Here is a 14,784-nt window from a genome sequence, read left to right as displayed (position 1 = left end):
AGAAACCTTGTTCGCTCCCGTTTCCTTGCAGCTTTTAATCTAGAAAGCGCTCCAAAGCAGAAAAAAAGAAGCCTCTATATCAGAGACTTCCCTTGTTAACATCAGCTGTATTTTTTGAACAATAGTGAAACGTTGTGTCCCCCGAAGCCGAGCGAGTTACTCATAACGTACTCCAGCTCGCCGCTTCTGGCAGCGCCTGAAACGATGTCAAGGTCGCACGCTTCATCCTGATTTTCACAGTTGATCGTAGGCGGCAGAATGCTTTCTTCGATCGCTTTCACCGAAAAGATCGCTTCTACAGCTCCGGCTGCCCCGAGCAGATGGCCTGTCATCGATTTGGTGGAGCTCATCGCAAGTTTATAGGCATGGTCGCCAAATACACCTTTGACCGCTTCGGTTTCATATTTATCGTTATACTCTGTGCTCGTTCCGTGCGCATTGATATAATCAATCTGCTCCGGTTTTACGCCGGCCTGGTCGAGCGCCTGCTGCATCGCGCGGCCGGCCCCTTCCCCCTGCGGAGCTGGAGCTGTTACGTGATACGCATCCCCCGTTGCACCATACCCAATAATTTCTGCATAAATATGAGCACCGCGTGCCTGCGCGGATTCCAGTGATTCCAAAATGAGAATACCTGTCCCTTCCGCCATGACAAATCCATCCCGGTCCTTGTCAAATGGACGGCTGGCCGAGCCTGGGTCCGGGTTCGTCGAGAGCGCACGTGCCGACGAAAATCCTGCGAAGGACATTTCCGTAAGCGGTGCTTCTGCTCCGCCGGTGATCATAGCATCAGCATCGCCACGCTCAATCACCCGGTAAGCGTCTCCAATCGAATTGGCGCCGGACGCACATGCAGTGACCGAGCAGGAATTAATACCTTTTGCTCCAAGTTCAATGGACACTTGTCCGGATGCCATATCCGGGATAAGCATTGGTACAAAGAACGGGGAAACCCGCCGGTATCCGCGCTTTTCATAGAGACGGAACTGTTTCTCATACGTTTCCATCCCGCCGATGCCTGAACCAATCCATACGCCGATCCGGCCGGCGTTGCCTTCGTGAATAGCAAGGCCTGCATCTTCGACGGCCATGCGTGCTCCCGCTACAGCAAACTGCGTAAACCGATCCATTTTGCGGGCGCCTTTTGGATCCATAAACGAACCTGGATCGAAGTCCTTTACTTCTCCTGCCACTTTAGCTGGAAAGTTTGCTTCTTCATAACGGTTAAATGTATCAATACCTGAACGGCCGTTACGAATGCCGTCCCACGATTCTGCAGCGCTGTTTCCAAGCGGTGTCAAAGCACCAATTCCTGTAATAACTACTCGTTGTTTCGACATAGCTGTGTCGCTCCTTTACCTTATTTTCCCCATCTGATTGCGACGGAACCCCATACAAGGCCGGCCCCAAAACCGACTAGTACGACGAGGTCTCCATCTTTTATATTGCCCTGGTCCAGTTCATATTTTAACGAAAGTGGAACGGATGCGGAAGAGGTATTGCCATACCGGTCCACCGTTTTAGACATTTTCTCCTCCGGTAGATCGAGTCGCTGACGAGCCGATTCCATGATGCGGATATTCGCCTGATGAGGCACGAGAAAATCAACATCCTCCTTCGTAAGCCCGGCCGATTCGACCGCTTGAATGCAGGACTCTCCCATTTGCCGGACAGCGAATTTAAACACTTCTCTGCCGTTCATGAACAGATGATCCTGCATGCTGATGTGCTCGCCTCCTGATCCGTCAGAACCGAGTTCAAATGATAAAATGCCTTTATCTTCTGACACAGGTCCAAGCACAGTGGCTCCAGAGCCATCACCGAAAAGCACGGCCGTGTTGCGGTCTGTCCAGTCCACAACTTTAGACAGTTTTTCTGTTCCGATCACCAGAACGTGCTTGTAGGTGCCGGTTTCGATAAACTGCTTGCCCGTCACGAGCCCGTAAATGTAACCGGCGCATGCAGCACTGACGTCCATTGCTGCCGCTCGATTTGCTCCGAGCTGATGCTGCAGCATGCTCGATACGGAAGGGAACGAGCGATCCGGCGTGACGGTCGCAACGATAATCATATCCAGATCAGCACCTGTAATTCCTGCGTTATCTAACGCTTCTTGAGCTGCATACATGCTCATATGGGAGGTATCTACATCATCTGACGCGATGCGGCGTTCCTTAATACCGGTTCGTGTGCGGATCCATTCATCTGATGTGTCGATCCGCTGTTCAAGCTCTTTATTTGTAATCACATGCTCGGGGACGTACGTACCCATACCCCATATTCCTACGCGCATGCCGCTTCCTCCTCTATGCTGGTTGTTATATCTATAATTATGACCTAGTACTAAGAAAAATGCAAGCTGATTTCAAACCAGGCGGACGTCCAAAAAAAGAATCAGCCGTCACAGGGCTGATTCAAAAAAAAGATTCGTTAGTTAATTGTTGTTTTCTTCCTCAGCGACTGACTCCATTAGCACGGTAAACATGTCATCCACCCGTGTGACGAGAGCTTGTTCACGTTCATCGCCGGGAGTCTGTGCCTTGAGCTGTTCGTAGGTTTCCAAAAAGGCTTCAACCTGGCGATCCCCAATTTGAGCAATGGCCGTGTAGGCAAGCAGCTTCACGTTCGGTTTCGATTCATTGTGCAGCATCGGGACGAGCGGCTCCAGCAGCTGTCTCGCTCTTGCATAATTCTTCTCATGGACCGCCTCATAGCCATCGGTGACACGGCGGGCCAGTTTTTCCATCGCTTGTCTGTTCTCTGCCAACGTAGCTCATCCTTTCACGCAATTCATGTAAAGCCGGTGCTGCTCTTTCCTCAAGGCCTTCAGCCTTGATTATAAAGACAGGTACGGCGTGTTAAAATGATCCCACTTTTCCCGTTGGCCGTTAATCCAGCGGCGCAGCATATACATTTGACCAATGTGGTAGCTTTCATGGTGCAGCAGGTGCCAGAGCACCCACTCAGGTGAGTACGCCTCATCTGTTTTTCCTCCGGCAGGCTGCTTGTCTGCACGCCTGAACTCCTGGTCAGACAGCGCATAATAATACTCACGCGTTTGAATACGAGCTTCACCAAGTCTTGCAAGCAGAAAGCTCTTCTCAATATGATCCGGGCAGTGAATAGTCTGTTCTTCTTTAAAAAGGAACCGTTCGCGGTCTTCGTCTGTTACGCCTGTTCCACGCAGCACGGCCTGATTCCACCACCACTCGATTTGTGCAAGGTGAAGGGCATAGCCTGCGATACTTGGAAAGTCAGATACATGATGGTGCATATCTTCTTCATTCAGCTCTGCGATTAACTCTAACAGTTTTTCACGCGTTTGGATGACGCCTCCAAGCAGATGCATCGATTCTCTGGCTGAAACAGGGGCAAGCGTGTATTCCTTCATAGACTATTCCTCCTCTTGTTCGCTCTCATGCGGGAGCTTTCCATCCTCTGCATAACTTTGAACCATTTCGTTGATCCACTCTTTCGTTTCCTCTTCTACTGCCGGTCCAAACGGGGCGAAGGAAATAGCTCCATCGGCGAAATCAAACGAATGCCGTCCCGGCTCCAAAGTGCCGTTTAAAAACCGGTCTGCTGCTGTCAGGTAAAGCTCTTCCACGTGCTGCAGCGTACTTGTTAACACCGTCTCCTGACTTACAGATGACTGGTCGGTGACATAGCCAATGACATGCACCCCTCGGTCAGCGGCGCGTTCAATTGCTGCTTCGGAAAAGCCGTCACCCGCTGTATAAAACACATCTGCATGCTCATCAGCCAGCTCATCTAAATAGTGCACCGCAGCATGATCATCGATCCAGCTCTCTGTCATACGTGCAGACACTTGAATATCCGGATCATGCCAGCGGGCACCTTCCGCGAAGGCCTGAACCTCCGGCTGATAGGGAAACGCACCGATAACAGCAATATGTCCGCTTACGGACTGTTCAGCGGCCAGCATTCCGGCGAAGTATCCCATAGCATACCCTTCGAAGTGCATACTTGAAACATTTTCTGCAGAGGCGCTTTCGTTAAAGCTGATGAAATGAATATCCTCATAGTCGTTATTTAGCTGCAAAAACATGTCCGAGTAAATGGAGCCATGTCCAAATAACAGATTTACTCCTTCATCCGCCAGCTGTTCGACCGCCTCCGCGGTTTCTTCAAAATTCGTAATGCCTTCCATCACATGAACCTCAGCATCATAGTCGCTTTGAAGCTGCAGAACACCTTCATATCCCTGCCGGTTCCACTCCTGCTCCTCAATCGGGTGGGTCAGGAGCAGGCCGACTTCCATTCTGTCCCGCTCTTCCGCCGATGCACAGGCGGTCGTGATGAGAAGCAGCGTGACAAAGACTAATTGTTTCACACGTGCCATCTCCCCCATACGTATTCAGCGGCAGCCGTGGGCTGCCTATCGGTTCTGCTCATCGGCAGAGGCGGAGCCTTTCAGTTGAAAATAGCTCCATTCCAGCAAAAATCCGCCTGCAAGTGCAGTCATCACTGCTACTTCAACTGGAACTTCTGTTAAAATATCCAATATTAAATATATCACAAGTGCCGAAATGGAGAAGACGGCCACCCCAATGATCAGCTTTCGCTTCATACGGTTTCTCCATGGCGAAATGTGATTTCCTGACGGGAACGGCTCCATTCGATATAAAACGGAAGTCCGTCAAAATACCAGTTGTCCTGCTCTTCTACGTAAAAGCGGACTCCTGCTGACTCAATGAATGTGGCAGGCTCCACTGGGTCTTCTTTCGCAACCCCTAAAGAGAAGCCTGTCTGAATATTTCCGCAGCCCCCATACCTGACAAAAAAGCGCACGCTCTCACCTGACTCGGCCTGCAGATCCTCCTTCATGTAAGCAGCTGCTTCGTTCGAGATGTACATGTTCATCTCTTGATTCCTCCTTTATCCACCTGAAACCGGTGGAATAAATGCTATGGTATCCCCATCGCGAATCAGTTCCTGATCCGGAACAAATTCTTCATTCACGGCCGCCATCGCCCGCTCGGTGCCGGGAATAGCTGGATAGGTTTCCTTAACAAACTGCCGGACCTCTGCTACCGAGACTTGCTCTCTGTCCATTGTCAATTTATCTGTTCCTGCGGCTTCTTTCATACCGGCAAACAGCAGTATAGTAATCATGTCTCTCCCTCCTTCGGTGCACCCTCATCGTAAGCGGTCGTTTCCAGCTGATCGCCGATCCAGGATGACCCATCATCCCAGTGTTCTTTTTTCCAAATTGGCACTATTTCCTTGATTCGTTCAATCGCATAGCGGCTTCCTTTAAACGAAGCATCCCGGTGCGGCGAGGAAACGGCAATGACAACAGCAGCGTCGCTTATGGCTAGCGCTCCAATCCGATGCTCTATCGCAATGATCGTACGCGGCCATTTTTCTTCAATTTCAGCTCCGATTTGCGCGAGCTTTTTCTCTGCCATCGGAACGTAGGCTTCGTAGGTTAATGACAGAGTCCGTTTTCCTTTCGTCATCTCCCGCACCGTGCCTATAAAGACGGTAACCGCTCCGGCATTTTTATCGGTCACGCGCTGGATAATCGCAGTACTGTCAAGCGGCTCTTCTGTTACACGATAGCGCTTTTGCTCCATAAGATCTCTCCTATCTGATCTATTTCACGAAGTGCCTCCTCAAGCGTCCGGCTTCCCTGTTTACCGACGTGTAGGACCGCATTCTCGAGTGCAGGCAGTGCTTCCTCTGCATGCAGCACCAGTTTGGGATAAGGGCCTTGTTTAAACCCTTCTATTATTAGCAGCTCGGTTCCAATCACTTTGTGCACGTGCACAATTTGTTCGATGGATAGAGCCTGCCGGATGTTCCAGATGGTTTCTTCCTGGGAAACGAGCATGTCGGCTTTTGCTCCGGCTTGTCGAAAAAGGCCAGTGTCCGACGTATCATCCGGGACCAGCCTGCCGCCGGTTCCGTGGTGTTTCACTGCCGCAACTGCTATCCCCTGCACGGAAAAGTGTTCCGTAAGCGCCTTCGTCAGCGTCGTTTTTCCACTATTGGAGAAACCGATCACCTGAACGACTCTCATCGCTCCTTCACCGGCTCCGAAAAGGTGTCACTGCCATCGCCGCGCAGCATCAGCACATCAACAGCATCGCCTTTCTGATAGCCCCGCGTTCCTCCCGGCAGAACAATGAGAGCATTCGAGCGGGCAAGTGATGTGACAACCTGTGATTTATCAAGCCCGGCAGGTACTGCCACCATCCCGGACTCGTTAAATCGGACAATGCCGCGTACAAACCTCGTAAATGGATTTGGTTTCGGGAAGTCGCTGCCAAGCACAGCAGGTGCCGGCTGCAGGTAAGGATGCGTATCGCCATGCGCCTGGCGAATCCATGGACCTGCGTACAGTTCAAATCCGACGAAGCACGCAGACGGATTACCGGACAACCCGAAAAGCGGTTTGCCGTCAATCGCGGCAACTGTAGTGACACTGCCTGGCCGCATCGCAATTTTGTTAAACAGCACTTCGGCTCCGAGCTTTTCATAAATGGCCGGGAGGAAATCAAAGTCACCTACGGAAACACCGCCCGTTGTAATCAGCGCATCGACGTGTTGAAGCGCATCGGCTACTTTCTCATAGCAAAGCTCAAACTCATCCGGCAGCTGACCGTAATAAACCGGCTCTGCACCTGCTTCGCGCAGCTGCTGAAGGACCATCGGCGCATTGCTGTTGCGGATCTTCCCTGGCTCAAGGGCTTCACCGGGCTCCAGTAGCTCCGTGCCGGTAGCGTAAACGCCTACTTTTACCGGCCTTGCTGTTTCGACTTCCGCACAGCCAAAGGTCGCCAGTCCGGCAACCGCACCTGCATGGATCCGTTCCCCTTTTTCGAGCACCACGCTGTCACGCTTCATTTCCTCTCCTTGAATAACGACATTATCCTGAGGGTGAAACGCTCGGGTGATTTCAATGAGTGCTCCGTTTTCTAATTCTTTCGTGAGCTCGAACATGATGATCGCGTCGGTTCCCTCGGGCATCATCGTTCCTGTCATAACCCGGATGCACTCCCCGGCTTCCGGCTTAACTGTTGCCGTATGTCCGGCGCCGACCGTCTCCAGTACCCGGAGATGAACCGGATTCTCGCGGGAGGCTTCTTTTGTATCGGCTGCCCGGACGGCAAATCCGTCGAGCGGCGACCGATCAAATGGCGGCACGTCTGCATCAGCGTGAACGTCTGCAGCTAAAATACGACCGCCTGCCTGCTCAAGCGGGACGGTCTCTGTATATGTATGAACCGGCAGCTGCATCACACGGCTGACAGCCTCTGAAACGGATATTGGTTTACGTGGTTGCACCATATGTATCCCTCCTGTTACTAGTTTAGCAGAAAATGCACGGTGCTGTATGGCTCAGCACTAAATCTGAAGATAGACCCAAAATAACCGGCATTTATTACAGGAGAGTCCTGATAAAGCGACTCAAAGCAGCCGGTCTCATCACCCCAGCCAGATAAAAAAGCCTTTTCTTTCTCAAAAGATCAAAAAGAGGCCGCCTCGGTTGAGACGACCTCATGTAATTGGCTGAAGCCTTTAAACCTGCTGGATCAAGGGCAGCAAACCGGTTAATTTTCGTTCATCACCGTTTGCATATCTTCTACCGTTACCTCCGCATCGAAGCTGTCTTCACCTGCGTACATCCGCACAACCTGTCCTTCCGGATTAACGAAGAAAAAACGGGTTGGGTGCATAATATCATTTTGCTCCGGAATTTCCTGTACTTGAGCTTTAAAGGAATCAAGCGCGAAGGTTTGAATATCCTCCCGTTCGTAGCCCGTTACAAAATCCCAGTTATCAAAATCGGCACCATAGGACTCCCCGTATGACTCAAGCTGTTCAGGCGTGTCAAACTCCGGATCAACGGTAAAGGAAACAATCCGCGCATCCACCCCGGCTTCTTCCATTTCCTGCTGCAGCTCTGCCATGTTAGGACTCATCACATTACAGACGGTTGGACAGCGGGTGAAAATCGTTTTAGCAAGCCACCATTCTCCTTCAAGATCCGCAGAAGATACCTCGTCTCCGTGCTGATTTACTGCTTCGAAATCCCCGGTCATCCACGGCTCATCAGCAGCCGTTGTATCGATCACCGCTTCCCCCTGTGCTGATTCGCTTGCATCTTCATAGAGAAAGCTGCAGCCGGCAAGCAGGGTGATACCGAGGAGCATTGATAATTGTTTGATCACATCGATCCGTCCTTTAGTTTGCATTTGGCTGGTACATTTCATACTCTTCGAACTGTTCTTGAGACGTTTCTTCTTTGTCCCGCTTCTGCCAGAGCCGGAACGAATAGCCGATGGCTACGCCATAAACGAGCTCCTGGATGATTTTCATCATCGCACCGCCGAACTGCTGATCGTTGGTCGGAGACAGGAACGTAAGCGACTGTTCACCGCTCATCACTTCAAACGGAATATCTGCGCCTGGAGGCAGACAGTAGGCAATGGCAGTAGACCATACCGCAGGGTCAGTGTATGTAGCATAAAGCGGCTGGCCGGCAAAAATGATGAGCGCGCACGCCGGAGTGAACAATACGCCGGATACAAACATGTAGCCGATTCGTTTTAACTCTGACAAATTGTACGCAGTCGTGATACGTGGAATAATGTGCCACCACATCAGCACTGCCAGAGCGAGCATTCCGAGCTGATAACTGTTATGCGCTCCTTCGTTCGTCAGTAAAAAGTCAAACACGGCCGGAATATGGTAGATCGAAAACGCAGCATTGAAGAGCAGCAATCCAAGCAGTGGAAACCCAATAATAAAAAAGATGTTTCGCACCGGCTTCATCTGCCGGAAACGCTCGAAAAACCAATCCGGGATGCCGAGCAGCAAAAGCGGCGGTGCTATCAAATATACGATAGCCATGGAAATCATGTGCATGCTGAGCATAATGTGACCGAGCACGTACAGCGGACCGCCAAATCCTAAGTAAATGCCGAACAAGCCGAGATGGAAGTAGGCAATGCGCTTTCTGGAAACCGGCGCAGCATCTGGAAAGCGGTGCCTGTATTTTGTTATGATAAGGAAGTAGACTGCGCTGATGAGGCCGAGCACCACGATCAGCTCCGGTGTCCAGATTGTCCGGAAGGTAAAGGTTGAAAAGAATTGTTCCATAAAATCCAGTCTCCTCATGATGTAGCTCGTAGTCGCGCGCGTTTTGCGCATAGTATAGTTATAACACGATTTCCATGCAAATCCTACCACCTTCCTGCACGTTTATTGACGATTGCATGAACAGATCTTTCATTAAAAAGGAGCAGACAGCCTATGAAGATTTACCACGTCCAAAAGCCAGGGACCGATGATGAGATTTCACGAATTTCCGCGTTAATGATGGAGCAGATGGAGCAATTAAGCGATCCTCCTGCATTAGAAGATCTTGAACAAACGGTTCGCACCGCGCTCCGGCAGGAGTGTGCCTCGGAATTTTTCGTCGCCGTTCGCAAGGATGAGTTTGTCGGCTGTGCCTTTTTAAATAAAGGAGTGGGTCTCGACAAAGGCGGTTATTACATATGGTTGAACGATTTATACGTCCGCAAAGCAGACCGGCAGCAGGGGATCGCTCGAAAGCTGCTGCTGCGGGTGCTGCAGTGGGCCGAAGCAGAAAATTTCAAAGGGATTGAACTGGAAACGGGCATGAACAATGAAGCGACGAAGCGCCTTTATAACTCTCTCGGCTTCTATGATATCGTCAGTAAAAGGTACGGCCGGACACTTTAGGTTATACCAAACCTGAAAGCGGGAATAGCTGAGGCAGATACACCTGAAAGGATGCAGATGCCAATGAACCAGCAGCTCTTGAAACTGACCATCTTCTTAAGCTCGTACTCCCCTATATTTTATATCGCCTCCCTGCGCCTCTATGAGGATCAGAATTTGTCGGTAACGACGCTTCTGATCCTTTTTGGCGTCGTCACGGTCATTGCCGTTTCCTCGATTACCCATGCGTACCACGGGTTATACAAGCACGATGATAATACGACCCGTCCTGAGGCGACGAGCCGGGTTTCGAGCGTCCAGCCGCTGAAAAACTCTCTTTTCACCGCTTATCTGGTGTCGTTTTTCCTTCCGATCATCGATGTATCATTCGCTTCCATCACCGATACTGTTACCTTTTTAACAATCTTCGCCCTGTTGTTCATTCTCTCCCTGCAGACGAATATGTATTATTTTAATCCGCTGCTGCTGATTATGTTTAAGTACCAGGCGTTTGAAGCACGGATCGATGATTTCGAGAAATCAGAAAGCTCAACACCGAAACATGGCGTTATTATTACTAAGGAAAACCTGGAATTTTTTAATGAGAAGCCTGATCTGCAGCTCGTAAAAATTAAGGATGGCCTTTATTATCATAAAAAGACATTTGAAACAGAAACGGTCAACCGCGGTACAAGCGATTGACCGTGCTGCTTATTCTCTGCTGAACGCCCGTTTCGCGCTGATAACAGATAGACTGATCGTCAATACGCACGCAGCCCCGACAACGAGGAAGCCGGTGACAAGCGGCTGCCACACCCAGCCGTCTATGAGAACCGACCGCATACCTTCAAGCAGATAAGTTGTCGGGTTGATTACTGCAGCCGTCCGCAGCCAGCTGGCTTCAATAAGCTCAAGCGGTACAAATGTCGTACTTAAAAACAACAGCGGAAAAAAGATCAACGTTCCGGCTTGAGCAGCCTGAGCGTTTTTCGCTTTCAGTGCAACAGTAACGGAGTAGCCGGCGAAGGCCAGACCCCAGCCAACGGCAAACAGCAGCAGAACGAGGACACCTGCAGCCCCCGCTTCAACCCGAAGCCCGAGCAGAAACGCAAGCCCGAGGATCAAACTCGTCTGAACGAGCAGCTGGAGCATGCCGGCTATAATCGGTCCGAGCACTATCGCCAGGCGGGTTACTGGAGTCTGCAGCAGCCTGGCGAAATAGCCGGATTCGAGATCTCGAACGAGCTCCTGTCCGGCACCGCCCGCTCCGCCTATTGCCGCGGACACGATCGATACCGGTAAAATAAAGGACAGATAGTCGGCTCCTTCAAACTGAGGAAGCTGTGCGATCCCGCTCAAGCCTCCTGTATAAACAAACAGAAAGAAAACGGAAATAAACAAGTTTGGTAAAATCGTCAGCGGATTGCGGAGCAGCACGATAATGCTTCGTTTTGTCAGCTCATAAGTATGGATAACAAACGCCTTCATGCCGATCCCTCCACGCTGCCGGTGACCTGAATAAAGACATCATCAAGCGTAGGCTCTGCGACAGACAAGCCTGCCGGTTCCAAACCGTGCTTCTGCAGCTGCCGCAGAATTCCGGGCAGTGCAGCAGAGGCTTTTTCTTCTGTGACACGAATGTCATTTTCCTTCACAAAAACATCACGCCCATTTAGTATATCCCGTGCCTTTACCGCTTCCTCCGACGTGGCAAACTGCATGGAAATGACGTCTTTTCCAATAGACTGCTTCAATTCTGCCGGGGTCCCTCCCGCGACAATTTTCCCTCCGCTGATGATTTGAATTTGATCTGCAAGTTCATCTGCCTCTTCTAAATATTGAGTGGTTAAAAAAACGGTCGTCCCCTCTTCCTGATTAAGCCGCCGTATTTCCTCCCAAATGCTTTTTCTGTTAAGCGGATCGAGTCCGGTTGTCGGCTCGTCCAAAAATAAGATCCCCGGCCGATGCACGAGCGTCATCGCCAAATCGAGTCTTCTTTTCATGCCCCCGGAAAACTTTTTGGATGTGCGGTCTGCTTCTTCCGTCAGTCCGACGACAGCGAGCAGCTCTTCGGCTCTGGCAGCTGCTTCTTTTCGGCTTAAGTGAAAGATTCTCCCCTGAAGCTCCAGAAGCTCTCTTGCAGTCAGGTTGGAATCAAGCCCGGTATCCTGAAGTACCACACCGATTTCCCAGCGCACCTTTTCCGGTTCCCGATCGACATCAATACCACTGATCGTAACGATTCCTGAACTGAGCCTGGAGAGAGTCGTTAAGATTTTAACCGTTGTCGATTTTCCGGCGCCATTCGGGCCGAGAAAAGCAAAGCATTCTCCCTTGTTAACAGTAAACGATACATTATCTACTGCTGTAAATTTATCTTTATACGTTTTGACCAGTTGGTCGACTACAATCGTTCCTTTCGTCATCTGCAGCTCCGCCTTTCTCTCTTGATTCGTACTTGCCAGTCTATACCCCGAATGGAGGCTGGAAAGTCCTTGAAAATATGAGCTGGCGATTTACTAAAGTCTTTTGCGGGCTTCAAACTGGATAATGCCTTAAATAGCGATACGTGCAAGCTCGCCATTCCTGCCTTCGTCAAGCCGTCTGGTACTGAAGTGATTCTTATGCCAAGTCCTTTCTGCTTTAAAAGCACAAAAAAGAACCGCTCCTCCAGCAGAGGAAACGGTTCCTTTTTTACTTCATTCGTCCTGGTGGAAAATGAGTGGATACTGGACGAGCTCCGGCTTTTGGCAGCATCAGCGATAGCGATGCAGTTACAAGACCGGCGGCTGTCCCAACGACCTGGTAGGAAGCAAGCGTTCCGTGAACGACGTAATACATACCTCCCTGCGCAGCGTACACGAGAATGATAAACATTCCGGCTCGAAACGCACGGGTTCGTCGATTTTCCTTGGCTCCACCAATCACGAACCAGACAGCAGCAGCAACAAACAGAATCAGCGTTAAATACGGCAGCACAGCGGTCAGCCTCCTTATGTATGCGTTTACATAAGAATAGCATATGCCGGTAACCTGCACACGTGACTTTCTGCTTATTCTTCCTGCATATGGAAACTAACTTTTTTCCGGAAGAAACGCCTCTTTCGGAATCGACATATGCATGCCTTTATTTTCGTTAACGACTTGTGTAATTTGGAGATCGCCGGCCACAGCAAGGAACGAATAGGCTTCGCGCCTGCTTTTGTTATAGTATTTTTCAAGAAAATCAATGGCCGCAAGCGATGCCTGTCTGGCCGCTTCTTCCAAATTTTCATGGAACGCGTGAATGATCCAGTGTTCGTCCGTCTCCAAAATTGGCTGCGTAAATGAAAAGTCCTTGCGAACCGTAACGCGGAGCAGAGCATTAACGGAAGCTTCCACTCCCGTTCCGTCCAGCTCACTGTCTCCCTGAGCTAGGTGGGCATCCCCGAGAGAAAGCAGTGCACCGTCATTAAAGACCGGGTAATACATCGTCGTATCAGCTCCAATCCGCCAATTGTCCACGTTACCGCCAAAATGGCCAGGTGGAATCGTACTGAACTTACCATCCTGCGCAGGAGCAGTGCCCATCGTGCCCATATGAATTCTGGCCGGGACCTGCATATGCGTCATCGTTTCTTCCCGCGTCACTTCATTCGGCTGCAGGATACGGCCGTTGACGTTATAAGAGCCTGGATACTGATACCCGAACGCCGGCGTCAGCCATTGGCCTTTGTCATCCATTTTGTAAATGGTTACCCGTTCCTGCTCATGCATTTCCACTTCATTAAAAAGATAGCCCCACGGTGCAGATAAATTAGAGCCATATGGATTACGCGGCTCCATATCGAGAATCTGCACTTCCAGAATGTCTCCCGGTTCAGCGCCTTTTACATAAATGGGGCCCGTCAGCAAATGGGGACCCGGCTCCCGTTCTGCTTCCGGGATCGCTTCATAGATCGCCCGGATGCCGTCATCCATCATCACGTCCGGGGCATCTCCCGCATGATGCGTGACAGTCTCTACATAGACAAAGTCACCAGATTTAACAGTAAGCGACGGGCGAAGCGATCGATCCCAGTGCCCCCAGTGCACCGTGTCGGGTGTTGCTTCGAGCGAATGGATCGAAGCGTCTTTTATAGATGAGGCTAACGATGATTTGAATGGGGAATAACGCAATATGAGTCACACTCCTTTTTAGGTACGATATGTCTCTTTTTCCTGTAAAAAGGATTCGGTAAACCCGGGAAGACGTGCTATGATAAGAGAAAAAGAGGAGTATGCTATCAAATGAGGAACCGTTTACTGATAAGTTTGCTCCTGCTGGCCGCCTGCAGTCCGCAGGCCGAAGCTGAAGAAGTGACCGCAGGCTCGGAGCCTGAAGCGGTGCATGCATACATACAAACGCTTCAGGAGCCTGGAATCTATTTGTACCACACGGAGGAAGCCGGCTATGTGATCACAAAAGATCGACCGGTCCCCGTGCAAATGGAGACAACTCTTGAAGACGATCTTCTCCTTCTGCATTTAACACCAGCCGATGATGGGAAAATATCTTCTGTTTACCGGATTTCCATGGATAACATTCATGCAATCGAGCTTTTGGAGGCGGACGAAACGACGTTTTTCAGCGACATTTCCGGCTTTTAAGCTGACTTTGGATTTGACCCATAATCGTTTGGACCCGCTTCTGAGTCAAGTGCTGCGAAGATTGCAAATAAGAAAACGCCTAGTACCGGGACAAAGCTGACGAGCACAAACCAGCCGCTTCTTCCTGTATCATGCATTCTTCTGACTCCTACTGCCAAAGCCGGTACCACGACCGCAATCGAGTACAGTCCGGTAAGCAGCGGCGCGATATCAGCTGCTTCCTGTACAATAACGAGCGCGAGCATGATCAAGATATTAATGAGCGTAAACATCCAGTACTCTTTGCGGCGGGCACGGCCCCTGAAATCCGCGTAACGGGATAAAACGTGTGCATACCAGTACATTTTTAACCTCCTGTAACGTAAGTCTTTAAGCCTAATTTTATGGTTCAACTGGCAATAAATTAATAAAAGTCCTGAACCCATTGTACCTAAATTC

The 14,784-nt window shown here is 50.3% G+C and carries 21 protein-coding genes; 3 read left to right on the top strand and 18 right to left on the bottom strand.

Annotated elements, in window-relative coordinates; translation table 11 throughout:
* Positions 1-101 precede the first annotated feature (101 nt).
* The 13 genes from fabF to ctaG all read right to left on the bottom strand — a co-directional run bounded on the left by fabF (position 102) and on the right by ctaG (position 9,132).
* Positions 102-1,340: a beta-ketoacyl-ACP synthase II gene (fabF, locus tag ACFO4L_RS01910; RefSeq protein ID WP_377907957.1), complete on the bottom strand. Its 1,239-nt coding sequence runs from the start codon at positions 1,338-1,340 to the stop codon at positions 102-104.
* Between the two features lie 20 nt (positions 1,341-1,360).
* Positions 1,361-2,293, bottom strand: a complete 933-nt coding sequence (locus ACFO4L_RS01905) for a beta-ketoacyl-ACP synthase III (protein ID WP_377907956.1) — start codon at positions 2,291-2,293, stop codon at positions 1,361-1,363.
* 141 nt (positions 2,294-2,434) lie between these two features.
* Entirely contained in the window at positions 2,435-2,767 is a 333-nt protein-coding gene (locus ACFO4L_RS01900) for a hypothetical protein (protein WP_377907955.1), read from the bottom strand.
* 69 nt (positions 2,768-2,836) lie between these two features.
* Positions 2,837-3,391: a DinB family protein gene (locus tag ACFO4L_RS01895; protein ID WP_377907954.1), complete on the bottom strand. Its 555-nt coding sequence runs from the start codon at positions 3,389-3,391 to the stop codon at positions 2,837-2,839.
* Between the two features lie 3 nt (positions 3,392-3,394).
* Positions 3,395-4,354: a BMP family ABC transporter substrate-binding protein gene (locus tag ACFO4L_RS01890; protein WP_377907953.1), complete on the bottom strand. Its 960-nt coding sequence runs from the start codon at positions 4,352-4,354 to the stop codon at positions 3,395-3,397.
* A gap of 45 nt (positions 4,355-4,399) precedes the next feature.
* On the bottom strand, positions 4,400-4,591 hold the full coding sequence (locus ACFO4L_RS01885) for a hypothetical protein (protein WP_377907952.1): 192 nt from the start codon (positions 4,589-4,591) through the stop codon (positions 4,400-4,402).
* Positions 4,588-4,884, bottom strand: a complete 297-nt coding sequence (locus ACFO4L_RS01880; RefSeq protein WP_377907951.1) for a HesB/YadR/YfhF family protein — start codon at positions 4,882-4,884, stop codon at positions 4,588-4,590. The genes ACFO4L_RS01885 and ACFO4L_RS01880 overlap by 4 nt, the downstream gene beginning before the upstream one ends.
* A 15-nt stretch (positions 4,885-4,899) precedes the next feature.
* On the bottom strand, positions 4,900-5,136 hold the full coding sequence (gene moaD / locus ACFO4L_RS01875; RefSeq protein ID WP_377907950.1) for a molybdopterin converting factor subunit 1: 237 nt from the start codon (positions 5,134-5,136) through the stop codon (positions 4,900-4,902).
* A complete protein-coding gene (locus tag ACFO4L_RS01870; RefSeq protein WP_377907949.1) occupies positions 5,133-5,600 on the bottom strand; it encodes a molybdenum cofactor biosynthesis protein MoaE in 468 nt (155 codons plus the stop codon). The genes moaD and ACFO4L_RS01870 overlap by 4 nt, the downstream gene beginning before the upstream one ends.
* The gene (mobB, locus tag ACFO4L_RS01865; protein ID WP_377907948.1) at positions 5,576-6,046 is read right to left on the bottom strand and encodes a molybdopterin-guanine dinucleotide biosynthesis protein B; all 471 of its coding nucleotides are present in this window, start codon (positions 6,044-6,046) and stop codon (positions 5,576-5,578) included. The genes ACFO4L_RS01870 and mobB overlap by 25 nt, the downstream gene beginning before the upstream one ends.
* Positions 6,043-7,317, bottom strand: coding sequence for a molybdopterin molybdotransferase MoeA (locus ACFO4L_RS01860; RefSeq protein ID WP_377907947.1), 1,275 nt, complete (start codon positions 7,315-7,317; stop codon positions 6,043-6,045). Before ACFO4L_RS01860 ends, mobB begins: the two co-directional genes overlap by 4 nt.
* A 263-nt stretch (positions 7,318-7,580) precedes the next feature.
* On the bottom strand, positions 7,581-8,201 hold the full coding sequence (locus ACFO4L_RS01855) for an SCO family protein (protein WP_377907946.1): 621 nt from the start codon (positions 8,199-8,201) through the stop codon (positions 7,581-7,583).
* Between the two features lie 13 nt (positions 8,202-8,214).
* Complete coding sequence (gene ctaG / locus ACFO4L_RS01850; RefSeq protein ID WP_377907945.1) at positions 8,215-9,132, bottom strand: cytochrome c oxidase assembly factor CtaG; 918 nt, start codon at positions 9,130-9,132, stop codon at positions 8,215-8,217.
* Positions 9,133-9,285: 153 nt separating this feature from the next.
* On the opposite strand from ctaG, the gene ACFO4L_RS01845 reads away from it, so the two are divergent.
* Positions 9,286-9,738: a GNAT family N-acetyltransferase gene (locus tag ACFO4L_RS01845; protein WP_377907944.1), complete on the top strand. Its 453-nt coding sequence runs from the start codon at positions 9,286-9,288 to the stop codon at positions 9,736-9,738.
* Between the two features lie 63 nt (positions 9,739-9,801).
* On the top strand, positions 9,802-10,419 hold the full coding sequence (locus ACFO4L_RS01840) for a hypothetical protein (RefSeq protein WP_377907943.1): 618 nt from the start codon (positions 9,802-9,804) through the stop codon (positions 10,417-10,419).
* 9 nt (positions 10,420-10,428) lie between these two features.
* Here the strand turns inward: ACFO4L_RS01840 and ACFO4L_RS01835 are convergent, their stop codons facing one another.
* The 4 genes from ACFO4L_RS01835 to ACFO4L_RS01820 all read right to left on the bottom strand — a co-directional run bounded on the left by ACFO4L_RS01835 (position 10,429) and on the right by ACFO4L_RS01820 (position 13,875).
* Positions 10,429-11,205, bottom strand: a complete 777-nt coding sequence (locus ACFO4L_RS01835) for an ABC transporter permease (RefSeq protein WP_377907942.1) — start codon at positions 11,203-11,205, stop codon at positions 10,429-10,431.
* On the bottom strand, positions 11,202-12,143 hold the full coding sequence (locus ACFO4L_RS01830) for an ATP-binding cassette domain-containing protein (protein WP_377907941.1): 942 nt from the start codon (positions 12,141-12,143) through the stop codon (positions 11,202-11,204). The genes ACFO4L_RS01835 and ACFO4L_RS01830 overlap by 4 nt, the downstream gene beginning before the upstream one ends.
* Positions 12,144-12,411: 268 nt before the next feature.
* Positions 12,412-12,696, bottom strand: a complete 285-nt coding sequence (locus ACFO4L_RS01825) for a hypothetical protein (RefSeq protein WP_377907940.1) — start codon at positions 12,694-12,696, stop codon at positions 12,412-12,414.
* A 96-nt stretch (positions 12,697-12,792) separates the two neighbouring features.
* Positions 12,793-13,875 (bottom strand): acetamidase/formamidase family protein, encoded by a 1,083-nt coding sequence (locus tag ACFO4L_RS01820; protein WP_377907939.1) that lies wholly within the window; start codon positions 13,873-13,875, stop codon positions 12,793-12,795.
* Positions 13,876-13,986: 111 nt separating this feature from the next.
* Between ACFO4L_RS01820 and ACFO4L_RS01815 the strand changes: the two genes are divergently transcribed.
* Entirely contained in the window at positions 13,987-14,346 is a 360-nt protein-coding gene (locus ACFO4L_RS01815) for a hypothetical protein (protein WP_377907938.1), read from the top strand.
* On the opposite strand, the gene ACFO4L_RS01810 is transcribed toward ACFO4L_RS01815, so the two are convergent.
* Positions 14,343-14,690, bottom strand: a complete 348-nt coding sequence (locus ACFO4L_RS01810) for a DUF805 domain-containing protein (RefSeq protein WP_377907937.1) — start codon at positions 14,688-14,690, stop codon at positions 14,343-14,345. The genes ACFO4L_RS01815 and ACFO4L_RS01810 overlap by 4 nt on opposite strands.
* Between the last annotated feature and the right edge of the window lie 94 nt (positions 14,691-14,784).

The sequence above is a fragment of the Bacillus daqingensis genome (assembly GCF_042654445.1).
Lineage (GTDB): Bacteria > Bacillota > Bacilli > Bacillales > Salisediminibacteriaceae > Alkalicoccus > Alkalicoccus luteus.
This window is presented reverse-complemented; position numbering and strand designations above follow the sequence as displayed.